General features: G+C 56.7%; 17 protein-coding genes and 1 tRNA gene. 5 read left to right on the top strand and 13 right to left on the bottom strand.

Annotated elements, in window-relative coordinates; translation table 11 throughout:
- Positions 1-29: 29 nt before the first annotated feature.
- Complete coding sequence (locus QW379_05335; protein MEM2869827.1) at positions 30-1,388, bottom strand: glycosyltransferase family 4 protein; 1,359 nt, start codon at positions 1,386-1,388, stop codon at positions 30-32.
- Positions 1,389-1,702: 314 nt separating this feature from the next.
- On the opposite strand from QW379_05335, the gene QW379_05330 reads away from it, so the two are divergent.
- Positions 1,703-3,895, top strand: coding sequence for a S8 family serine peptidase (locus QW379_05330; GenBank protein ID MEM2869826.1), 2,193 nt, complete (start codon positions 1,703-1,705; stop codon positions 3,893-3,895).
- A gap of 321 nt (positions 3,896-4,216) precedes the next feature.
- On the top strand, positions 4,217-7,696 hold the full coding sequence (locus QW379_05325) for a PKD domain-containing protein (protein MEM2869825.1): 3,480 nt from the start codon (positions 4,217-4,219) through the stop codon (positions 7,694-7,696).
- Positions 7,697-7,772: 76 nt separating this feature from the next.
- Here the strand turns inward: QW379_05325 and dph2 are convergent, their stop codons facing one another.
- Together dph2 and hpt are read right to left on the bottom strand one after the other, a co-directional pair.
- Positions 7,773-8,867 carry a diphthamide biosynthesis enzyme Dph2 gene (gene dph2, locus QW379_05320; protein ID MEM2869824.1) on the bottom strand — a complete coding sequence of 365 codons (1,095 nt, stop codon included), beginning with the start codon at positions 8,865-8,867 and terminating at the stop codon, positions 7,773-7,775.
- 42 nt (positions 8,868-8,909) lie between these two features.
- Positions 8,910-9,551: a hypoxanthine/guanine phosphoribosyltransferase gene (gene hpt, locus QW379_05315; protein ID MEM2869823.1), complete on the bottom strand. Its 642-nt coding sequence runs from the start codon at positions 9,549-9,551 to the stop codon at positions 8,910-8,912.
- 150 nt (positions 9,552-9,701) lie between these two features.
- Here hpt and QW379_05310 point away from each other — a divergent pair, with 150 nt between their 5' ends.
- Together QW379_05310 and QW379_05305 are read left to right on the top strand one after the other, a co-directional pair.
- A complete protein-coding gene (locus QW379_05310) occupies positions 9,702-10,301 on the top strand; it encodes a DUF2284 domain-containing protein (protein ID MEM2869822.1) in 600 nt (199 codons plus the stop codon).
- Positions 10,298-11,467 carry a hypothetical protein gene (locus QW379_05305; GenBank protein MEM2869821.1) on the top strand — a complete coding sequence of 390 codons (1,170 nt, stop codon included), beginning with the start codon at positions 10,298-10,300 and terminating at the stop codon, positions 11,465-11,467. Before QW379_05310 ends, QW379_05305 begins: the two co-directional genes overlap by 4 nt.
- A gap of 108 nt (positions 11,468-11,575) precedes the next feature.
- Here the strand turns inward: QW379_05305 and QW379_05300 are convergent, their stop codons facing one another.
- Positions 11,576-12,937: a hypothetical protein gene (locus QW379_05300; GenBank protein ID MEM2869820.1), complete on the bottom strand. Its 1,362-nt coding sequence runs from the start codon at positions 12,935-12,937 to the stop codon at positions 11,576-11,578.
- Between the two features lie 63 nt (positions 12,938-13,000).
- Entirely contained in the window at positions 13,001-13,837 is an 837-nt protein-coding gene (locus QW379_05295; GenBank protein ID MEM2869819.1) for a ribonuclease H-like domain-containing protein, read from the bottom strand.
- 195 nt (positions 13,838-14,032) lie between these two features.
- On the opposite strand from QW379_05295, the gene QW379_05290 reads away from it, so the two are divergent.
- Positions 14,033-15,115 (top strand): DUF835 domain-containing protein, encoded by a 1,083-nt coding sequence (locus QW379_05290; GenBank protein MEM2869818.1) that lies wholly within the window; start codon positions 14,033-14,035, stop codon positions 15,113-15,115.
- Between the two features lie 48 nt (positions 15,116-15,163).
- Here the strand turns inward: QW379_05290 and QW379_05285 are convergent, their stop codons facing one another.
- The 8 genes from QW379_05285 to QW379_05250 form a co-directional block, all read right to left on the bottom strand.
- On the bottom strand, positions 15,164-15,355 hold the full coding sequence (locus QW379_05285) for a hypothetical protein (protein MEM2869817.1): 192 nt from the start codon (positions 15,353-15,355) through the stop codon (positions 15,164-15,166).
- Between the two features lie 342 nt (positions 15,356-15,697).
- The gene (locus QW379_05280) at positions 15,698-17,398 is read right to left on the bottom strand and encodes a type II/IV secretion system ATPase subunit (protein ID MEM2869816.1); all 1,701 of its coding nucleotides are present in this window, start codon (positions 17,396-17,398) and stop codon (positions 15,698-15,700) included.
- Positions 17,399-17,439: 41 nt separating this feature from the next.
- Positions 17,440-18,369 (bottom strand): type II secretion system F family protein, encoded by a 930-nt coding sequence (locus QW379_05275; GenBank protein MEM2869815.1) that lies wholly within the window; start codon positions 18,367-18,369, stop codon positions 17,440-17,442.
- A 2-nt stretch (positions 18,370-18,371) separates the two neighbouring features.
- Positions 18,372-19,409, bottom strand: coding sequence for a type II secretion system F family protein (locus QW379_05270; protein MEM2869814.1), 1,038 nt, complete (start codon positions 19,407-19,409; stop codon positions 18,372-18,374).
- Positions 19,399-21,087 (bottom strand): type II/IV secretion system ATPase subunit, encoded by a 1,689-nt coding sequence (locus QW379_05265; GenBank protein MEM2869813.1) that lies wholly within the window; start codon positions 21,085-21,087, stop codon positions 19,399-19,401. Before QW379_05265 ends, QW379_05270 begins: the two co-directional genes overlap by 11 nt.
- 571 nt (positions 21,088-21,658) lie before the next feature.
- Positions 21,659-21,802, bottom strand: coding sequence for a hypothetical protein (locus QW379_05260; protein MEM2869812.1), 144 nt, complete (start codon positions 21,800-21,802; stop codon positions 21,659-21,661).
- A gap of 580 nt (positions 21,803-22,382) precedes the next feature.
- Positions 22,383-22,466, bottom strand: a tRNA-Leu gene (locus QW379_05255).
- Between the two features lie 55 nt (positions 22,467-22,521).
- Complete coding sequence (locus tag QW379_05250) at positions 22,522-23,127, bottom strand: PHP-associated domain-containing protein (GenBank protein MEM2869811.1); 606 nt, start codon at positions 23,125-23,127, stop codon at positions 22,522-22,524.
- Positions 23,128-23,313: the final 186 nt, after the last annotated feature.

The following is a 23,313-nucleotide window of genomic DNA, read 5'->3' as shown; positions in this document are numbered from 1 at the left end:
GCCCTTGAGAGGAGGCTCTAGAGGGGGCACTACCTTGTGAGTTCGCCGTAGATGCCGAGAAGCGCCTCCGTCACGGCATCCCAGTTAAAGTGCCTCCGGACACGCTCGCGCCCCGCCTTGCCCATCCTCCTCCTAAGGCCCTCATCGGCCAAAAGCCGGGAGATTCCCCCAGCCAGAGCGCCCGCGTCTCCATAGTCAACCATCAGCCCGCAGGAGGTCTCGACAGCCCCTCCGAAGCGCCGCTCCGCACCTCCCTCCTGGGGAGCCTCGCGCCTCCCCAGTCCAGACCTCCGACGACCACTCCACCCATCGACTTCTCGGGAGGCAAGATTCTTCTCGGTATACTCAAGCCCTAGGACCTCCGGCACGCCGCCCACCGCCGTGGCGACCACTGGCTTTGAGGAGGCCATGGCCTCCAGAAGCACAAGCCCGAACGCCTCGTACTCCGAGGGCAGAACGAAGACGTCGCAAGCGCCGTAGGCTGACCTGAACAGCGTCTCATCGGCAATGTGGCCGGTCAGGAGGAACCGCTCCCTGATGCCGAGCTCCTCCAGCCTCTTCAGAAGGGCGTCCTTCACACCCATGTCCCCACCCGCGAGCACGAAGCGCGTATCGGGGTGCTCTCGGAGCACGAGGGGGGCAGCCTCCGCCAAGACCATCAGTCCTTTGTTTACCGCAAGCCGACCGGTATACAGCACTACACGCTCACCGCGTGGGATGCCGAAGAACTCTCGGAACTGGGTGCCGTCCGGAGGGGGATCGAATTTTGAGAAATCGACCCCTGCGGGCAAGACCCTGACCCTTTTGCCTGAAGTGTCGAGGCCGAGCTCTGCCATCAGACGGACTTCGCTTCTTGTGTGAGCGATGATGATGTCGAAATGATTGAGCGCCCATTGGCCGACGGTCGAATCGTAGATACCACGCAGCATCCTTCTCTTATCACCGCCCCATGTGGACCAGCGGGGGTGAAAGTGGGCTGTCAGCACGGTGTGGACTCCTCGAATTCTCCCGACAAAGGGTGCGACATTGGCCTGAAAATAGCCATAGGAGTGTGCGTGTATGATGTCCGCATCGTGGCTCAGGGCTCCCGTTATCATGCCGGGATAAAATACGTAGTGGGCTTCTCCCCCGGGAGTCCAGGCTCTAAAGCGCCTGACCGGCACCCCCTCGACCTCCTCCTCCAACGGTGCGCGTGCTCCGCCGGTTGCCATCCCAATCTTCGGGTCCCGCTCCTGGAGCCGTAGAAAGGGGGTCTCCGAGTATAAATCAGAGGTTAGCACGGTGACTTCATGTCCACGGGAACGCATTGCTTTGGATATCTCCAGTACATGGGTCTCGACCCCTCCCGGGGCCGGAGGGAAGCGGGTGCACAATTGCAGAATTCTCACAGCCCCAAATTGATGCCCCCCATATTAAATATCTATCTCAATTGTTCTGGTTCGCCGATTTCTTCGTGCCAGATACAACAGGCGCAATAGCCCTCGTCCATAGCCCCCGCACCAACAATTAATTATATTATCGTCGAGGTATTGAGGGTGGGAGAGGAAAAATGTCAGCAACCGGCGGGGGGCGACCCCGGTGGCTCTTTCTTTCAATCTCCATTGCAATCCTACTCGTCTCCCTCCCCTCGGCATCCCTCCCGGTCGAACCGGCGACCCCCAAACACCACACCCATCTACCGGCTCTCCCCAGACCGGATTCGGTGCTTGACCGGGCCCTTGCTGAAACGCTCGCCCTGAAGCGCCCCGGCGATGAGGTCGGGGTTATCGCCCAATTCGTCGGGAGGATAACCAGCGAGGACCGGGAAGTTCTGAGCAACCTCGGCATTCGCGTTTTAAGGGAATACCGGGCCCTCCCAGCGGTCTACGCGATCGGCACGAGAGAGGCCATCTTCCTCCTCTCCCAGTACCCCCGAACCTTTTGGATGGAGCACAATTCGAGAATGGAACTCCTGATGAACGGAACGACGACCGTTATAAATGCCACAACAGTGTGGGCCTCGGAGATAATCGAGAGGGGAGGCTACACCCGTCATCCGATAGATGGGACTGGCGTGACGGTGGCTCTGGTGGACACGGGGTGCGACGGTGGCCACCCGGACTTCGACTACGGGGAGAAGGTGATAATCAATCTCAAGTCGGACTTTGACCAGAGCTTCACTGAGATGCAGGACACGGACACTGGGAGCGGGCACGGGACTCACTGCGCTGGGACCATCCTAGGGAACGGCGACGCCTCCGCTGGAGCCCGGAGGGGCGTGGCACCTGGTGCGAGGCTGGTCTCAATTAGTACCGGGGAGCATTGGCTGCAGAACGTCGTGGGCGCGCTGGAGTGGGTCTACGAGCACAGCCGGCCCGGAAACAACCCCTGGAATATAAGGGCCTGTAGCAACTCTTGGGGCGCCGGAGCAGGAGAATATGACCCTCAGGATGCTGTTAGCCAGCTAGCAATGAAGCTGACCTACGAGAACAATGTCGTCGTGGTCTTTGCAGCCGGCAACTCGGGCGAGAACAACCACGACGGCCACACCATAGAGACCAGCACCTACGGCAACACTCCATGTATAATCGAAGTCGCGGCGGCGCTGCACGATGGTGGGGGTCTGGCCTACTTCAGCTCGCGGGGACAGTCGGACCTAAACCAGACATGGCCCGACGTCGCGGCCCCCGGCTACAGAATCTGGGCCACTGAGGCCAGAGGGACGCAGATAACCGCGATGGTCAAGCTCAACAATCCATCCACGGACGCTCCTGATGCATATTATATGGCGATAAGTGGCACATCGATGGCCACGCCGCACGTTTCCGGTCTGGTGGCCCTTCTATGGCAGGCCTGCCCGAGCCTAAGGGTTATGGAGCTCCACGAGAACTACAACGGCTCCGACCCAACATGGTGGACAGACCCCCTGACCCGAATTCACGAGGCGGAGTACATCCTCGAGGTCACGGCCGACTACATGGTTAACGAGAGCACCAACGGCGTCCCTCCCAACAACTCGACCTCTCCGACCCACTTCAACCACCCCTACGACTATGGCCAGGGCTATGGCCTAGTCAACGCAAGTCGGGCGGTGGAGGTGGCGCTGACTCTCGAAGAGATGAGGAGGACCGACGTCTGCGCCACCGCCCAGCAAGCCTTCGAGGCTTATATGAGGGCTCAGGGCCTGCTTGTTAAAAAGGAGGTGAAGAAGCAGACCGATACCATCGTGACGAGCTGGAAGGGTGACTGGGGATACCTCATGGATAACCGGAATACCCTAGTCACCCACCACGCCCGGAAAGTGCTTATTCCCGAGAACGCCGGTAAGCTCATCATAGACCTCAACTACAACCCGACCATAGGCAAGCAGAGGGCGCTCGGGGAGCTCACTGTTGCAGTCGATTCCAACGGCGACGGGAGCATAGACTGGAGGGGCCACGGGGGGTGGTCCAATTCGGGCTCGAAGCACGACGAGGTGGATGCGAGCGCGATAGGCCCCACGGGCTCCGTATGGGACTTCTACATCGAGGGAAACTTCATTAGGCTACCGAGCTGGGACGGGAACCCGATAACGAACCAGTTCAGGGAGCTTCTGGTGGAGTACACCATTGGAATTCAGGCCCAGCTCAATCCGGTGGACGGAGGGGCGAGGATACCGGAGGTGGACCTGCACGCTGCCTATGCCCAATGGGAATTCGGCCCCTACACCGGGGGTAATATGTCGGTGACCATGGAGCGCCTGTTCTACGACCTCAACAGACTAACCCCGCCGGAGAGGCCGCGGCCCTCACCCTCTGAGGGTGCCCCGGGACCCTGGCTGGCGGCGCTCGCGCTGGGTCTGGTCGTCGGTGTTGCGTTGTTCTGGTACGCCCGAAAAAGGGGCTCGCTATCAAAGTTTCTCCAGCTGGGCAGATAGGAGTTCTCTCAGTCAAGTCAGGAATGGCCCCACGAATTTCGCTGGGACGCACGAGGCTTTGAATTCGGGAATAGTCGGAGGTGGCGAAATTCGTGAGACGCAACCCGCCTCAGCGGTTGGAGAAACAGTAGATTATTCATGCTAGATAAATTGATAGACCAAATAGAATAAGCACCACAAACCACTCAGCTCGCCCATCACTCATCACCGGTCAGCGTGAGATGCGTTCTTCATCATCGTGGCGCTTATCCTATGCGTTTGAGACCAGAAAAAGGCTTTCAATAACGGTTATAAAGGAGGAAGAGCCTAGTTCTGAAGCGCATGTCGCAGCCCGAACTGGATGGGAGCCGGAGGGCCGGGGCCGCATTTCTGGCCACAATCCTCGCACTCTGTGCGCTGGGCCTGCCTCCCGGGCCCGCCCAGGGAATTCCAAACAACAACATCACCCTCAGGTCATCCGCTGACCTCACGCCCGATTTCGCCCCCCCGGGCGTCACTAATCTCACCATCCTGACATTCACTCTCAGGGATGACGCCCTCAACGAGTACTTCACGGAGGCGCGGGTGGAGTACAGAGGCACATCAATAAGCGACCTAGCCGCCGTCCACATCTTCTGCGAGACTGACCGGAGCGGTGGTAGCTTCGACGCCTCCCAGGACGCTCTCCTCGCTTCCAATTTCACTCCTTCCTCGAACCCGATAGTGCTCAGCCTCAACTTCAAAATGCCCTTCCTTCAGGACCAACAGTTCTACCTCGCTGTGGATATAAAGGGGAGCGCCACCCACGGGAACAAGGTGGACCTGAGAATTCCAAAGAACGAGCTCACCATCGACGGCCGTACGTGTCCGGGGAGCAGCATAGATCCATCGGGGGAGACGGTCATCGATGCAAAGCCGCCGGAGGGGTGGGCTTCATTCCAGCCGGATGGGTGGACCAACGACACAAGCCCGGACTGCTCGATTCGCGTTCAGGACACAACGTCGGGCTTGAATGTTTCCAGTGCGAGCTACCAGTTCTCTACCGACAACGGAACGAGATGGTCTGAGTGGCTACCAGCGGAATGCGAGGGCCCACAGGGCACCACCGCACAGCAAACCCTGCTCGCGCGGGGGGTTCCATTCGGAAACTCCTCAGAGACCAACAACCTCATCCGCTTCATGGTAAGGGATGTCGTTGGATATCTGAACATCAGCCCCACCTATTATGTACGGGTTGACGACTCCCCGCCCGAAGGATGGAGGCTTGAAGCGCCCGTTGGCTGGCACACCTCCGACCGAAGCCCCACTGTCAATGTAAGCGTCGCTGATGTGCTGTCCGGCCTAAACTGCTCCTCGGCCGAAGCCAGCTTCTCGGTCGATGGAGGGGAGAGCTGGTCCCCAGTTCCCAACTTGACATTCTCGGGCGGGCGGGTTTCGGGGGCGCCACTGGTACTAAGCCTATCAGCCGCGAGGGTTCCATTTAATAGGGAATCCGCATCCCGGAACCTCATCCGGTTCACAATCCGTGACATCGCTGGTAACCTGAACTCGAGCCCGTCGTTTGTGATTCCCGTAGACACCACACCCCCCGGCGCACCTGTGATGAGGGAAATGTCGTTATTTACGCGTGGGACCCAGAACAATGTGAGCTGGAGCGCTCCTGAAGAGGTGACATCCGGTATCGACCGCTACACGCTCATCTGTGACGACGGCCCGGACTTCAGGAACCCTGTGGCGGTTGTGGATGTCCGAAATCGGACCTTCCACGTATTTGAGGGTCTGGCCGATGGGGTTAGATATTTTTATATAGTGTCGGCCGTGGACTGCGCAGGGCTACAGGGTCCCCCATCAGCGCCCGTCCACTCGGCCCAGGACGCGTCACCGCCTGTCACCGAACTGCAAACCGAGCCGCCAGAACCAGATGGAGAGAACGGATGGTTCACGAGTCCGGTCCGCGTCCTTCTTAACGCCTCCGACGCATGCAGCGGCGTCGCCCACACGTTCTACATATTAGACGGCGGCCAGCTAATCACTGGGAGGGAGCTGATTCTCGAGAGCGATGGGGAGCATGTGCTGCTCTTCTGGTCCTCCGATAATGTGGGAAATCAGGAGCGGCCGGAGGAGCGCGTGGTCAAAGTTGACCGCACCCCGCCCATAGCAGTGATGTCGGTCCCCTATCCAATATACTTAGGCGAGACGGCCCTCTTTGATGGCAGCCAGTCGGTGGACGCAGTCTCGCACGAGTGGGAGTTCGGAGACGGCTCGGGGCCCGTGAAAGGTACAGTCGTAAATCACACCTTCAACCAGCCCGGCGTCTTCAGGGTCACCCTGACGGTCCGAGACCGCGCGGGGCTTACCTGCACAACCCGCAGCGACGTCCGGGTGTTGGTCAGAGGCGCCGATTACCCACCCTCAGCCAGAATCGCATCTATTCCGACCGTATACACAGACGTGCCGGTCACATTCGACGGCTCCGGCTCCACGGACGAGGACCCGCAGACGCTAAGGTACGAGTGGGATTTCGGGGACGGCTCGGGAGCAATGGGCGCTGTGGTATCACATGTATATAAAAAAGAGGGGACATACACCGTGAGGCTGAGGGTCACAGACTCCTCCGGACAGTCGGACACCGCCTATCGCTCCATTAAAGTCTTCGTCCAGGGCACGAATCTGCCCCCTCTTGCCCAAATAACACAGCACAATATGGCCTACGCCGGAGAACCCGTGATTTTCGACGCCTCCAACTCTTCTGACGAGGATCTCGCATCCGCCAGTTTCGAATGGGACTTCGGAGACGGCGGAATCGGGCGTGGTGTGCTGGTCTCACACATCTATTCGAGGGACGGGGCCTTCGTGGTCCGGCTGGTCGTTAGAGACTCTATGAACCAGAGCTCCGAGGCCATGCTGGCTGTGAGGGTTTTCAGGAGGGGCGAGAACCTGCCCCCGGTCGCCCAGTTCTCCTTCAGGCCATTCTCCCCGAAAGTGGGGCAAGAGGTCGAATTCGACGCCTCTCTTACCATCGACGAGGACTCCATGAGCTTGAACTACAGCTGGGATTTCGGGGATGGTCAGGGGGCTCTGGGGAAAGTAGTGTATCATGTCTACCACACTCCGGGGGCCTACACCGTCAGACTCAGGGTCAGGGACCGTGGCGGCCTCACCGACGTGTATACATCGGAACTCAGGGTCGCTGGAAAGGGTCCATCCGAGGGCCCTGAAATGACCCGGCTCGCTATCTTGGCCCTCCTCATCGGTCTACTGGCCCTCCTAAGCGCCTTTGCAGCGGTTGTGGTATTGAGGAGGAGGCAGCGCGCGCCCGCGACCACGCCTCTCCGGGGTCCACCGAAGGGGCCTCCTCCTGTGGTTGAGATGGGGCTGAACTATCTGATAGACACCGAAAAGCCAGAACCCGCCTATGACGCCCTGCGCAGATTGGTATCGGAGGGAGCGAGAGGCCTCCTGATCTCCCACACCCACCCGAAGAAAATACCAGGAATTCTGGAAACCCGAGGCATCGATGTCCTTTGGCTCTCCGAGATATCCGATGAAGAGGCTCCAAACATTGAACCCTCCAAGATGGACTATGAAATGACCGAGAGAATTCTGGAGTTCATAAAGACTCACCGCTCGAGCGCTGTGGTGGTGATTGATGGTCTTGAGCTACTGATTCAGACCCATGGATTCGAGAAAGTACTGGAGTTCGTACACAATATCAATGAGGTTGCGTCGCTTCACGAGGCCACGGTGCTTGTTCCCGTGAACAGCCGGGCATTGAAGGAGCTGGAGTATAACCAGCTCAAGAGAAAGTTCGACAGATGGTAGCACTAGTGCGCCGGTCGATGGAGGCCTGAGGGCTGGGGCGGGCGGGGCTGATCCCAGAGCCCATAGTATCGGTCGTTCAGCGGGTCCCCCGGCGACTCCGCTCGCGATCTGCCGGACCCGTCTCGTCCAACGCATAATCCTCCCATTTCCTCCTACCGAGCGCGATCTCAAGCTCTGGTGGGGTCAGTACAGGGAATGGGTAGCGAGCCGAATCCTCTATAGCGATTCTGGGGCACGCAGTGCTGACAGCTGCGTCTATTCCTAGGTGGGAGAGGCTCTCAGGGTCGAAACGTCCTGCCGCCAATATAAGGGCCTCCCTTCCGCTCCCCTCCAGAAGCCGTTTCAATGCCAGCGCCCTCGTTCTTCTCGCCTGTCCTGGGAAAAGACCGAGGAAGACGCCGAACACCTTTGCGTCTCTTGCTACCTCGACAGCTGCATGCCTGATACGGAGAATTCTGTCCCGGACATCTTCACAGGTACGCGCTACTCCCTCGTACGGGTCTGCGCAGACCACGCGTTTTCCAGTGGCCAGCTCCACTCCGACAGGATGAAAGCTGCCGCTGCCAACAAAGAGGAACGAGCCCACCCGCGATGCTATTGCGCGGGCAGCGCTCAGGTCGCAGCCCAACAGCACTCCCTTTCTCTGGGTTCTTCTCCCTCTGGCCGTGAGGGGGTCAAGGCTTGCGCCCCGCAGCACTCCCATGACCTCCTCAAGCTGATGGGCGTGTGTGGCTGTTGTAACCACGCCCACGGGGCGCTTGAGCATTGGTAAGGCCTCCATGACAGACTTTTTAACATCAAGGCGCGGGCAGTACGGAATGTAGATTATCCTGGGTTGATGGCTTAAAATTCTGTCGTGCGCTATATGTAGAACGAAGTCGAGGGAGGTAGGTAGGTAAGCCATGCATGCCCCGTAGCAGGGCTCTGTCAAGAAGGCGCTCGCAGCCCCTGCCCTCGCCTCTATGAACGCGGCGAGCTCCCTGAAATACCCCCGGAGACCGTCTGGAAGCTGAACTCCAATGAGCCGTGCCTTCTTCTTTCTTATTAAGGCACAAGCGCGTTCCAGCCCCGGCTGCAGCGCCTCTATAAATTGCTCCTCTCCTCCCGGACCTCCATTTCTGGCCGCCATCAAGCGCCTCCAGTGCCCCTCTGTGGCTCCATCATCTCCCACCCCACCTTACCCTCTTTTCCCTTCGTATTTTTCCACAATTGACTATCCCATTTTTCGACCCACATCTGGATTAACCGCCCTTTCCCCCCTCACCCCGTTCCCGGCCTGCTGGGCATCGAGTAGGCGCTCGGTCCTCACCCTCCCTCCCTCGAGCCGGACCCTCACCAACGCCCCGATCCGGACGCCAAGCTCCCTCTCGAGCGAGCTCTTGTCCGACGATTTATCAATCACCACAAATGCTCCGCAGAGCACCGCGCCCACCTGATGAAGGGCGGAGGCAACGGCCCTGAGAGTTCCGCCAGTACTGAGCACATCGTCCACGAAGACCACCCTCTCCCCGCGCCTCAGGCCGTTAAGGTATAGCTCGTGGCTCGCATAGCCTGTGCTGGCGCGCACCGAGACCTCGCCGGGCAGGCCGTACTTCTTTTTCCGGACCACCGTCAATGGGACCTTTAGAATGAGGGAGATGGCGGTGGCCACAGGTATTCCGAGGGCCTCGACTGTCAGGAGGCGGTCGAAGCTCAGGTCCATCATGTCGGCCATTAGAATCGCCACCGCCTCCAGCTCTGAGGGGTCCAGGGCCGGAACGCCATCCGCGAGGGGGTGGACGAAGTACTCATACCCCCCCATTCTCACCACCGGTGAGGCCTCGAGTGAGCGCCTCAGACGCTCGATAGTGTCCATCTGAGACCCCCACACATCCTCCCAATTTAATATTCTTTTGGAAGTGAAGGCTTTTTATCGTGGAGCCCCATCCGAGGAAAAGTTACGCCGTCATGAAATTCAGGAGGGACGCGGCACCCGGGCTGGGAAAAAAGGGAGGAGGGAAGATAGATGGTGCGCGTAAAAAGAAAGGGGAAGGGAGGCGCGAGTGGAGCCGAGTCGTGGGCCATGAGGCAGAGGGCGACAGCGGAGGTTAAAGCCGGATGTCGCCACTGGGCAGGTGAATACGTTAGCATCGCGCTGAAAATGGGCGCCCTCCACGCCGTCCCCATCCGCGCATCCGAGGTCGTCCTCGACCCCAGGACATACCTCAAATGCATGTTCGGCTGCAAGGACTGGGGAAAGAACTGGACCTGCCCCTCCGCGCCGGGAGCGGTAAAGCCCTGGGAATTCCCGATGATAATGAAGAGGTACAGGAGGGCTCTTCTGATTCACTGTCGGGACAAGAAGACTTCGCAGGAGATATCCTTCGAGATAGAGCGCCGGGCATTCTTGGACGGCCACTACTTCGCTTTTTCAATGAGCGACTGCGCGCTTTGCGAGGGCTGCGCCCTACCGGAGTCGTGCAGGAACCCGAGGAAGGCCCGACCGGCGATGCAAGCGCTCGGAATCGACGTCTATGCGACCGCTCGGAAACAGGGACTGCCTATAGAGACCCTAAGGGAGGAGAGAGAGCCGCAGAACTGGTACAGTCTGGTTTTGATAGAATGAAGGTGACCACCATGCCCCATTCGAGAATTCTCAAGCTGGTCAAAAAGCATGAGCAGATGCGCAATCAGGGCCTCAACCTCATCCCGTCCGAGAACTGGCTCTCGCCCCTAGTCAGGACGGTGATGACCAGCGACATGGGTGGAAGGTACCACTCGAGCTGGTATGGGGGGACTCAGTACATAAGGAAAATAATCGAGGAGACTGAAAGGCTCGCATGCAGAGCATTCAGGGCAAGACATGCACTCGTGACTCCCTTATCCGGGCTGATATGCGACCTGACCGTCCTCCACACATTCACTGCCCCCGCCGACAAGGTGGCTATTCCCCCGTTCAGCCACGGGGGTTTTCCTTTGGGCATCGACAAGTTCCACAGGAAAAGAGTGTTTCTGCCTGTGGACGAAAGTACTTATGCGGTGGATGCGGCGGGAGCCGCGGCCCTGCTTGAGAGGGAGAGGCCGGCGCTCGCCTTCCTCGGCTCCTCGTTCATCTTCTTCCCCCACCCTGTGGAGGAGGTGCGAAAGGCTGTGCGCCGGGCGGGACTTCCCACGCGTGTTACATACGACGGTGCCCACGTCCTGGGCCTCATCGCAACCGGTGCGTTCCAGGACCCCTTGAAAGAGGGCGCGGATGTGCTCTTTGGAAGCACCCACAAGTCCTTGTACGGTCCGCAGGGGGGCGTGATTCTCACAAACTCGGAAGAGCTGGACGCGGCAATGAGGTCATTCCTCGATGTCGACATCGAGAGGGGGATAGGGCTGGTGGACAATCCACACCCGAACAGAATCGCTGCTCTGGGCGTAGCACTCGAAGAAATTCTAAGGGACAAAAGCTACGGCAGGAGGGTGGTGAGAAACGCGAAAGCCCTTGGAAAGGCGCTGGAGGAGCGCGGCGTCCCGATGAAGTTCTCCGGGCGGGGCTACACCAAGACGCATCAGCTCCTTATGGACCTCAGGCCGGACAGAGCGGCGGAGCTCTGCCATCAGGGAGAGAGGGTGGGTATTTTCATTGACGAGGGCGGGAGGCTCGGGACCGCAGAGCTGACCCACAGGGGTATGAGGGAAGGAGATATGGAGAATGTGGCGGGATTCATAGCGCGGCTATATAAATCAGGCCCCAGCAGGACCCTTGCCAGAGACGTGAAAGGCTTCGTAAGTTCACGCTGGTGAGCGGACCCCTCCCCTGACGGGCTGCCGCTCAGCTCATCGAAGGCGACCTCAGCGGTCGGCGGCTGCAGGTTCTATACCATGTCCCGGTGACTCCCGTCCCTCCGGACTTCAATCCTTCCTCCATCGAGTGACCACCAGTGCTGGAGCGGCGACCAGTAGGAGCCCGCCAATCACTATCGCGCTCCTGCAAAAGTCCCTGAGTCTCTCGGCGGGCTCAGGACCAAAGAAGACTGTATACGTCGGGTCGTGCTCGACCCTGTAGCCCCTCCAGGACGGGAAGGCGACGCCGTACCACAGGGCCGCGGCCCAGAACCCCTCCCTTCCCTTCAGATATAGGTCGAGGGGGGAGGAGTACTTCTCCCGCATCTGCTTGCTAAGGCCGTAGGCCATGGTGCAGAGGACATCGAGGGAGAAGCCCGCCTGCCAGCGAATCAGCCAGGTGTCGCCCGGCCTCGCGGCCACTAGTGAATTATAGGCCCGCTTATCCTTCTCGATATAATTACCGGTAACCTCGTCCTTCAGGTCGAAGGTCCCCCTGTACCCTATCTCCATCGCCCTCTCGCCCCTCCCGATTCTAAGGGTCAGGTTCTCGTCAATGGGCTTGTTCACGCCGGCTGAGACCCTCGTCCCGGTTGAGCTCCCCGTGAACTCGTACCGTGCGGCGAAAATGGCGACATAGTGCACCGCGGCGATTCCCAAACTCTCCGGCAGGGCCTCCCTGCCGACGTTCACGCCCCACAGCCAGAGCCTATCCACCTGACCGAGGGTGTAGAAGGTCTCTGCCGTCGCGTTCCCCGACTCCGGGTTTATTTTGATATCGTATATTATGCTCAGCTCGCTGAATCGCGCGATGTAGATGGGCAGGGCTGCGGAGAGCCAGAACGAGACGATGTTGTTTGCGTCTATTATCTTGGCATACATATTCTGGTAGCGCATGCCGAACCTGTAGTGCCCGTCGCCGAGCTTCTCGGCGGGAATGACCGACACATCGGGAACGAAGTTCTCCGAGACGTTCTTGAGAGAGTCGGAGACGCCGAACGGAATCACATAGTAGGTCGGCTCGTTCCCGTGGTCTGGCATCCCGTTTCCGTTCGTGTCGTTGTAGGCGAGCAGAAACGCAAGAACGGCCGCCAGGAAATTCTCCGTGCCCTTCTTTGTGTAGTAGTGCATTCCGAAGAGCTGCCAGGGGAGTGTTCCGAGGGTGCCGTTCTTCTTGATTGTGTTCAGGGCAATGAGGAAGGCCTGCACATCCTTGTAGTTGCAGTAGGAGATGCTGAAGCTCGCCTCCACGCCATCCTCGGTCGTGTTGGTAATGGCGTCCTTGGTCCAATACTCCTCGTCGAAGGAGTGGCCAGTTATCTCCTTCTCCCTCCCCTCCTCCCAGGCAGAAGGGGGAAGGGCGGAGCCGGTCGGGACGGCCAGAAGGGCAGTCACGAAAAGCACGAGGGCTGCGACAAAGGGTCTGTACATTTTTAGCACCTCACAGGCCCCCGACGGAGGGCCTTCGGTCGTTTTAAATGGACAAGCTGCTATTTAAATATAGGTGGAAGAGCTCACCGAAATCGCTCCGCAGAGTTGTGGCCAGGACCTCGGCCCCGATGCGCTGACCGCGCCGGCCCGCAGTCCCACCCTTTCCGCCAATCTCCTGACCACCTCGTCTGCCACGGCTCTCAGATTCTGGCAATCGGCGCGGTTGTAATCGATGAGCAGCCGTAGGGCGTTTCGACTGCCTTTCCTTTCCCAAATTCTCCACAGATAGGCCGCATCGTGAGAGACCAGGAGGCGAATCTCGCGGGGGCGGGAGATGCCCAGCGCCCTCTCGACCCTCTTCAGCCCACCATGTAGACCGGCCCGGGGCGCAATGTGACGGAGGTCGAGGTGGGGGAAGTTCAGGGGTAGTGATGGGAAAGATGCCCTGAGCATTGGAAGGTCGAAGGACGAGCCATTGAAGGTGACAAGAATATCGGTGTTGCTCAGGACCCTCCGGAGGTTAGCCTCGCACAGATTGATGCCACGGATGAGTGGCGTGTAGCGGTCGGCTAGGAAAACTCCCACAACCGTGATGTCAGCCCTGATATCTAGGCCGGTGGTCTCGATGTCTAGAAAAGCGGCGCGGTGCCTAAAGTCGGGATAAATTCTCCAGCGTTCCCGCACCGGAAGGGATTCGAAAAGAACGCTTGCATTACCCCTGATAAGGCACCTATCTAAGGCGAGCAGATGGGCATCAAACGCGGCCTTTCTCTCCCTTCCAATGCCCGGAATCTTCGGCGTCTCGAGAAAATCCCTCCAATCCCGCACCCCAACGCTCCATAGCCTCCGCTCCATCGCCCTGCCCACACCCCTTAGAAAAACGAAGGTGTGACGCAGCATTCAGGAATGCCATCAAGAAGGTGGTATTTAAAAAGAGCCTGGGGGTAAGTGAAAGAGGTGGTGTCGACCACTCCCATCTGTCTCAGTGGTAGAAAGAACTGCCCGAGAGGGCGTTGATGCAAGAAATGATATACCCGTAAACCAAATCCAAGGCGCTTGACAGAAAGGGATCTGAGCAAGGAGAGGTTTCCGAGCATGGGCCCCCCTGGCGGCCCCCCCCAGAGGGAGCGCAAGCCCATGGTTTTAGCGGGAGACACCTCCACTCCTGAGACAATTCCTGCAGAGATGGTGAGGAGCGCTCGTTCTATCAAAGAGCTCGGTCTGCCAGGGCGCTCTTCCCTCCTCCTCTCGCCGTCCCCCTCACCCCCCTACCGCATCTTTCACGCGCTACTGAAAAATAGGAATGGAATGGTGGTCAGCGGTGTACACCCAAATCGATTGAAGGAAAAATACGGAATTGAGGGTACGGACTTTCTTTGGATTACTGAGTACACCGGAGCCAGCCAGCCCCACGCCCGTCCCCAGGACCTCGAGTACGAAGTCTTGGGAAGAGTGATATCCTATATGAAAAGGAAAAGGGGCGGGGTTCTTTTCCTCGACGACATCGAATATCTGATGGCACAGCTCGGCCTGGAGACCGTACTCCGGTTCGTGAAAGGCACCTCTGATGGCGCTTCTGAGCACGGAGCCACCTTTCTGGCCACTCTAGACCCACTCTGCCTGTCTGACCGTGAACTCTTATCAATTTCTAAATGCTTCGACACAGCCAGGCCGCTCGGCGAGTCCTCAAGACTCGTGCGGTCCTACTCCCGGCCCCTCCCGCTGCCCGCAACCTCATCACTCTTGATGGCCTCAGGCCCCGAAGCCTATAGACTCCTTGGCCTTCTTTCGTTATCTAGAAAGGCTATCTGCCTCACACCCATTTCACCAGCGAAGCTCAGGGAGAGATACGGACTGGCGAAGGTGGATTTCATCTGGCTGACGGAGACCTCAACAAGCAAGGAGGCCATCCCCCCTACCAAGCTCGGTTACGAGGTCCAGAGAGAGGCGCTGGCGCATATCCGCTCGGCCGAACGGCCCCTAATTTTCCTCGATGCGCTGGAGCTTATCAGGCCATTCGTCCCATTCCAGGAATCGCTAAGGTTTGTGAAATGCGTCTGTGACGCTTGTATCGAGCACAGCGCAAGCGTTATAGCGGCTTTCAACCCCTCAGCTTTTGAGAAAAAGGAGGCGGCTCTGCTCGCAAAGCGATTCGATATTGTAAGATGGGGGGTCTAAAAGAAAGTCAAACGAAGTCCCTCCACCCCCAAATAAAACCCCGACCGCCTAGCCTTCTTTCCTTATGACCTCCCAGAGCTTCTCCTGAATATTGTACTTAGCCTGGACAAGCCTCTGAATATAATTGATTACCTGGAGAACAGGGTCCAGGCCATTGGCCTCGCAATATTCGCGATAACGCCTGTACAGCTCCGGGTCCATCCGGATGTTGAACTGAGCTTGCTTAACCTTCTTAGCCACGCCAATAATATACCTGTGCTACTATTTCAAACCTTCCCTACTAAAAAGCTACATATGCTACATTCCGTAGCAAATTATATATTCCTGTACATCAATATGGGTATTGGGGAATGAGCAGAATGGGGAAGAAGAAGTGAGAACGCGTATATGGCGCGGTGGACCGACCGGGGGCCATCATTCGCGCTCAGTTTCCTCAGTGCAGAATCGGTTGGTGCCCTTGGACGAGGAACCATCCTTGAGAATCCTAGGCTTCCCTCCGCGACATTTGCGCAGGGAATATCTAATCTGGACCGTGCTAGGGAGCAAATGTCGCGATAAAGTGGCTAGAGCGTGCCCGTTTATCTATTGGGAGGTTGGTTCCGGTAAGTTGGGGCCGTACAAGGTCTGACGGGCTTTGGAAACCATGGTTTCTGGGTCTCTGTAGAACCCGGCGATTATCTTGGCGAACTCGATATGATTGCTCACATTGATTTTCATCATGTAATTAAGTACATCTATCCTCTTTTGGTATTCCTCTTTCATCTGCTCACTGGTCAGGTTCTTGGCCGACATTATCTTTTCGAACATGAAAGAGTGGCCATTATAGGTGAATACATCATTAGCCGGGTTCCATGAAAAAACGGTGTTGGTTATCAGCTCGTTTGTCTCCGGTTCTATACCCACTATTTCTATTATGCCCTTGACTCGCCTGGTCATCTGCCTGCCGACTTTCACCTGCCCCTGGAGGAGAACCAAATTGAGCGATGAGAGAAGAAGTCGGGGAAGCTCGATGGGCGGGTTCTCCAGCCTGTGCACCATCGAGCGCACGGAGTCGGCGTGAATGGTGCTGTAGACCGTCTTGCCGGTCGCCATGGCCTGGAACAGCGTGTAGGCCTCCTTGCCTCTGACCTCTCCCACGATCAGGTACTGGGGACGCTGGCGCATCGCCGCTCTCATCAGCTCGAACATGTCTATGTCGCTGACGGTCTTCGACCCGCCTTTCCCGCCTGTCCCCTGACGGGTGAGGCCCGCAATCCAGTTCTCGTGTGGAATATTTATCTCACGTGTGTCCTCGATGCTCACTATCTTCATCTGTGGTGGTATGAAAAGGAAGAGCGCGTTTAGGGTGGTGGTTTTTCCGCTTGCAGTGCCCCCTACAACGAACATCGACTCTCCGTGCTCTATCGCGAGCCACAGGTAGGCGACGATGTCCACCGACATCGTTTTCATCCTCATCAGGTCGCAGGGGGTGAAGGGGTTGTCCCTGAAGCGCCTGATGGTGAACGAGGTTCCTCTAGTCGTCACCTCGCGGGCCAGAGTCGCCTGCAAGCGGGAACCGTCCGGCACGGTGGCGTCGAGAAGTGGCTCGGCAACAGATATCGTTTTCCCGCACTTCTGGGCGAGACCGATGATGAAAGAATTCGCTTCGTCGTCGGTGTTGAATACGAGGTTGGATTTCATAGACTGGTACTTTCTGTGGAATATGTAGATGGGGACACGAGTCCCATCGCAGGAGATATCCTCGATGTTCGGATCAATCATCATGACATCTATGATTCCGTAGCCGACGAAATCACGGATGATATAGTACATGATTTTGTCTTTTGACGTGTCGGAGAGCTTGATGCCCCTGCTCAGGAGGAGGGCGTCTATACTCTTCCGGAGATACTCTTCCTTGTCTTTTGTGGTGGCCTCTTCAAGGGTGTAGTCGAGGGTCTTGGATATAGTGTCCTTTAGAAAAGCGAGAATCTCCTTCTCCTTCTCGTTGAGCTGCGGCTCGATAACCTCGTACAAATAGGAATTTGTCTCCCTGTTAAGGGTTATCCTCACATAAGAGTAGGGTTCCCGAATTGGGCGAATCTCTATCTCCTCGATTTTGGGGTCGGTGATTCTGGGGATGATGGTCGGTGCCCGCTCCGCCTCCTTGGTCACCTCTTCCATCTCCTCAATGGTGGAGGACTTGGGCAGCATCACTCTTCGGGGCTTTCTCCTGGCCAGCATCTCTGCAAGGCTCGCTGCCGGAGTTTTGCGCTCGCTCGCCGCCGAGGTTTCCGATTTCTCCATTGCTCACCACCCTCTCGACCCTTCTTGCCTCTTCACCGGGATCAAATCAGCATCACCCTCAGCGCCAGATAAGCGATCAGGACCATGAAGAAGCTGTGCCTCAGCCCATTGGGTATCTGTCCATTCTCCAGAATTCCGGCGGTAACGCCGTCGCCAATGCCATGAATGAGGGCCGAAGCCAGATAAATGAACCTGACCTGAGGAATCAGCTGGGCATTGACGGTCGTCATGCCGCCCGCGGAAATTTCCGAGGCCCCTGTCCCACCCGCGGCTTCTATCTGCGGGATGAAGACGGCGTTGAGAATGAGGACGGTCGCGAGGAAAACGAAGAAGGCGACGTATATGACGACCATGTAAGCCTTCATGTTGAGCTCCTTCTCCGCCTGCATAATCTGATTCTCTTTAATGTCCGTTGACACGAGGGTCAGTATATCGGCAACGTTTCCCCCCGCATTCGAAGCCTTGATGATAATGCCGCAGGTCCGGTTGATGAGGGGGGTGTTGAGCCTCTCGCTGAAGTGCCTGAGGGCCTCGGTCGCCGAAACTCCCCAGCCGATTTGATTGGCCATTCTCTTTATCTCGGGTGTGAGATCACCATACCTCCCTTTGGAGGCGGTCCTTATGGACGCCGCGAGGGTCATCCCGAACTTCCCCGACTCGGCCAGGTCCCTTAGAAAGTCTGGGAGCTTCTCCTCGAGCGCTTTTATTTTTTTGTATCTGCGGTGTTCATAGAAGCCGTACGGGCCAATGGCGCATAGAAGAGCGATGACGAGGAAATCCAAAGGTTTGAGGGCGCCTAGTTCTACGACACCTGTCTGAATCAGCACCGCCACGAGAATGTTCACCGCCGAGACAGCACCCGCAATCAGATATATTATTAGTCTCCAATTGGTCTGCTTTTCTATTCTAGGCCCGTAAATCTCCTCGAGCGTCATGGGCCTGGTCTGCTTCCAGAAGGCGAGCTCAGCCATGGCTACGCCTCCTCCGTCATTGACTGGATGGCGATGATGAAGCCAAACTGGGATAAGGGAATCATCAGGAAAACGATGAGGTAGAGGAGCAGAATCGAAGAGCCGGAAGTCTTCCCGACCAAGGCCATGAGAGACATCATGACGATAAGGAAGAGCGGCATGGCGACCACAACGGTAACGAAGCTCTCGGCGAGCATGCCTAGGGTCTCTTGGTTCTTCTTGCTCTCCAGCTTCGCTAGCCTGGAGTACTGCTCAGCCTTGAGGATGAAGTAGGGCTTGAGCTGGCCGCCGGAGAGAGTGGTTGTCACGACGCCCTGAAGGAAGTCCTGGAACTTGGCTGAGGGTGTGCGCGCCGCTGCCTCCCGAATGGCGGTAAGAACGTCCTTGCCCAACAGCTCTATGTCCCGGGTTATCCACTGGGCCTCTTTCTGTATCTCGCCATATATTTTTTGTTTCGCAAGCTCGCTGAAGATGACGTCAATGGTCACGTCAGCAGAGGCTAGGGTCGAGATGAAGTTCATGGCATGGGCTATCTTTTTATCTATGTCTTTCCCACGGCTAGAAGCCCGGCTCGCGGGAGTGTGCATGAGCACGATGTAGGCTATCAGGGGCATCAGGGCGAGGAGGATGTAGACCAGCAGGAGGATGGGAGTGGGAATTTTGTAAGCGAGCGCTAGCGCCCCAATAATCACTCCAGAAATCAGGGCAGCAGCGATGAGGAGGAAGACGGTGAACCAGACATAGGCGAGGAAGTCCTCCACCCTGAACTTCATGTGCGCTTTGAGGAGGTCCATCTCTAGCTTGGACCCCTCGCCTATATGGGAAAAATACTTTTTTATGAAGGGGGACATTAGAATTCTGGCGTATTTCTGATAATTCGAGAGGGCCTCATGATAAGGAACGGTGCCGCGCGAGAGCTTGACCTGATGGGGAATTCGTGCCTTCGCGAGCTGGTCCTCCCTTCCTGGTTGTATCGGAGCGGAAGGCTTCGTTTCGAGCCTCTCGAAGAGGGTCCTCTTCCTTTCCTCTTTATGTACCATACAGCTCGCTCCTGACCTTTTTAATGGTCGCCTCCGGGTCCTTATAGTAGGCCGAAATAATGCTGGCGACCTCGATATAATTCCTCACGTTGGCCTTACCCATCCACTCGATTATCTCCACCCGCCGCTTGAACTCCTCCTTCATTTGGCTGGTGGTCATATTCTTCATGCTCATTATCCGCTCGAAAAGGAAGGAGTGGCCGTTGTAGGTGAAGTTGTCGTCCGCGGAGTTCCAGACATACACAGTGTTGGTTATTAGTTCGTTTGTCTCCTGCTCTATCCCCACTATCTCGACTATGCTCCTTATCCTGCGGGCGATTCCCTTGCCTACCTTCACCTGGGCCTGAATGACCACTATATTAAGCGAGGAGAGGAGAATTCTAGGCAGGTTGATGGGTGGGTTCTCGAGCCTATAGACCATGCTTTTAACGGAATCGGCGTGCATGGTCGAGAAGACCGTGTGCCCGGTTGCCATCGCCTGGAACATAGTGTAGGTCTCGATGCCTCTGACCTCGCCGACTATTAAGTACTGAGGTCTCTGCCTCAGCGCAGCCCTCAGCAGGTCGTACATGTCGATTTCGCCGGCGAGTTTCCCATTGGGGCCACGGGCGCCGAAGCCGCTTCTGGTCAGTCCCGCGATCCAGTTCTCGTGGGGAAGGTTGATCTCCCTAGTGTCCTCAATGGTGATGATTTTCATCGCGGGCGGGATGAAGAGAAGAATGGCGTTCAGGGTTGAGGTCTTGCCGGACGCCGTGCCGCCGCACACGACAATCGACTCGCCTTGTTCCACGGCAAGCCAGAGATAAGCCAGCATCTCCGCCGACATCGTTTTGACCCTCAGGAGGTCTGGGGGCGTGAAGGGATTGGCTCGGAATCGCCTAATCGTGAAGGATGAACCCCGCGTGGTGACCTCTCGGGCCAGAGTGGCTTGGAGCCTGGAGCCATCGGGGATGGTGGCGTCGAGCATCGGCTCCGCTACAGAGATGTGCTTGCCGCACTTCTGGGCTAGGCTGATCACAAAGCTATCGAGTTCTGCGTCGTTCTTGAACACTATGTTCGAGCGCATTGACTCATATTTCTTGTGATATATAAACAGGGGAATTCCAGGACCATCACAGGAAATATCTTCTATTAGCTCGTCGGTCATGAGAACGTCAATGGGTCCATAACCAACGAAGTCCCGAATCATATAATACGTTACCTTCTGCAGCGTCACCTCGTTCAGGCCCAAGCCTATTTTTTTCAGAAGCTGGCGAATGTGGTTCTTAATATAATCCTCCTTCTCCTTCACAGTGGACTCATCGAAATGGTACTCCATCGTTTTTATCATCGCTTTCATTAGGAAATCAAGCACTCTACTCTCTTCGAGAGAGAGCTGTGGCTCAATCACTTCGTATATGTATTCATTTAAGTCTCGATTGTAAAGAATTCGGACGAAAGAGAATGGCTCTTTAATGGGTTGAATCTCGATTTCCTCGAGCTTTTCATTAGTTATTTTGGGGATGATGGTAGGTAGATTTTTTCTCTGCTGCTCCGTCTGCTTCGCCATCTCCTCGACCGTACTCGCTTTGGGCAATAAAATCCGTCTTGGCCGGTTCTTGAGAAAGGAGGAGGCTAGACGCCCTATGGTGCCCTGGGGCTGGCCAGATGCGGTCTTCTTCTCAACCCTGGTTACCATGGACCTCTCAGCTAATTGCTAGAGCCATCACTGTATATATTTCTATCTATTCCTTTTACTATATTGCGCCATATATATTAATAATAATAGGATAGATGAGCGGAGCGGGTTATCTGAGTGGCCCTGATTGGCCCCCCTTATGATCTCTACTACTTCACCTTAAGTACCGTGGCGGTCCTTGAAATCTTTACAATATATAATTTATAGTAGAGGAGGGACAACGCTCCAGAGAGTGGTAAGACTCTCAAAATTATATTCTTTTGGGCTTTGTCAGAACGGGAGCGGTGGGCGGGAACTTCTTAGGAAAGAGGATTGGTTGCGCCATCGGCCCTTTGAAGGTCCTTACTGACGAGCCTCATTAGATACCTACCGGTAGTGAGGATAGGGGACTGGTAGAAGTTCATCGTATTCATATGGGTGTAAAATTGGAGTTCGGCGGATTCGAATGAGGGGCTGAGGGGGTATCGTGAGGAGGCGGGCCATGGCCAAATATTGGACCAAAAAAACTCTTGACGCTACCGGTCCTCTCCATTAGACTGGGGGCTTGGAGAAAGACGAGGACCCAGAATAGCTAGGTGATGGTGAAAATCAGTGCTGTAATACCTGCGCCGGGTCTCAACTTGAGGCAGACGAGGAAAAAGGGAACGAGGAGCCCTGCGCCGAGGCCAGCGGCAGCGGTGGGGAGGGTAAAGGAGAGAATTCTCCTGAGTACCATCACTGGACCGCCAGCGGCGCCTCCTCCTTCCCCGGCCCCGATCCCAAGAGGGGGAGAATGGCGTGAAGAAGGCGAGCTGGATGGCCGCCCTAATTCCGAACTCTTCGCGCAAGAGCTCCACACTATCGCCTCCGGCAATCCTCCCTGCAATACGAAAACCCACGGCGTTGCCCATGATTAAGGCAAAGGCATAGAGGCTCATTGTAAATTTCCTCTGCTTTCATGCACGCGATTGGTTTGGGCGGCGGAGATTCTGGACAAGGTCCGCGGATTACCAAACCGCAAGAACAAAATGGCGTGGGTGGAATGCCAGGGCTCAGTGCCGTGGATACCAGAGGGTAGGAAATCGCGGTGGCTGGCAACCCGAGGGCCGGGAGAGCGTGAGAGGCCAAAATTGAAGACGCCCCAGCCGATGGAGAGTTATGGTGCCCATAAGTATAAATGCGGAGTGGGGTCAGAAAAATCAAAGAACGCCTGGGAAGAGGGGGCTTCCGCTTCACCCTCTCGCCTCTTTCCCTCCTTTCAATCTATCCAGCGAAAGTTCCTCCTAGTCTCATCATTAATTTGTCCTATGGGATAATGCGAGGGGGGCGATTCGAACGCCCGAACCACTCAGGATAGGATCTTGAGTCCTACGCCTTTGACCAGGCTTGGCTACCCTCGCGCCCCATTGAACGTTCTTCCTATCCATAAACATTGCTGAAATTGCAAAAAGTGGTTCAGCGTGTGGTAATTGCGCCTGAAGTCCTGACTACTCCATCCGTCCTTGCCTCTTTTATCGCTTTCAAAAGGCCATCGAGGTCCATAGCTTCGCAAACGGTGAGACCTTTTCCCAGCCCTTCCAGAGAATGGGCGTCCGAACCTCCCACCGCTGCCCTTTTATACATACCAGCCACCCTCCGGGCCCTCGCGTTGTCAACCGACACCTTGGGACTCGTCACCTCCAGACCATCTATCCTATCGATAATATCGAAAACACGCTCGTTCATGCAGATGGACGTAAGAGCCCCGGAGAAGGGGTGAGGGATAACCACCGCTCCGCCCTGGGCATGAACTCTGTCTATAATTTCCGGTACAGAGAGGCCAGGAGGCGGAAGCTCCTGAATTCCGAGCGCCAGGAGGTCCCCCCAAGGGGTCGAGAGCTCCGCGCCCGGAACGAGCAAGACCTCCTCATACGGATTGCTCACCATGGTCAGGGTATTGTGGTCTGTGAGGGCTAGGCCACGCAGCCCAAGCTCCCTTGCCCTTATTAGGGCCGCCGAGGGGGAGATGGAGGAGTCGAGTGAGCGTTTGGTGTGGACGTGGAGATCAAAGAAGCCGCACATCTGGGGGCGTGGAAAGCGAGCGAGGATATAAAATATAATGGTAGCTATCCTGTGATATCCCGAAAGTAGTTGCTCTCGGGGAATCCAGGTACCTCTCGTCCTAATATATATCACCTTTTGTCCTCCGGGTGGTTCCGGAGATAAATCCTCCTTTCCCCGGGTCTCAACTTCCTTATAAACGCCATC

The sequence above is a fragment of the Thermoplasmata archaeon genome, from assembly GCA_038851035.1.
Lineage (GTDB): Archaea > Thermoplasmatota > DTKX01 > VGTL01 > VGTL01 > JAWCLH01.
This window is presented reverse-complemented; position numbering and strand designations above follow the sequence as displayed.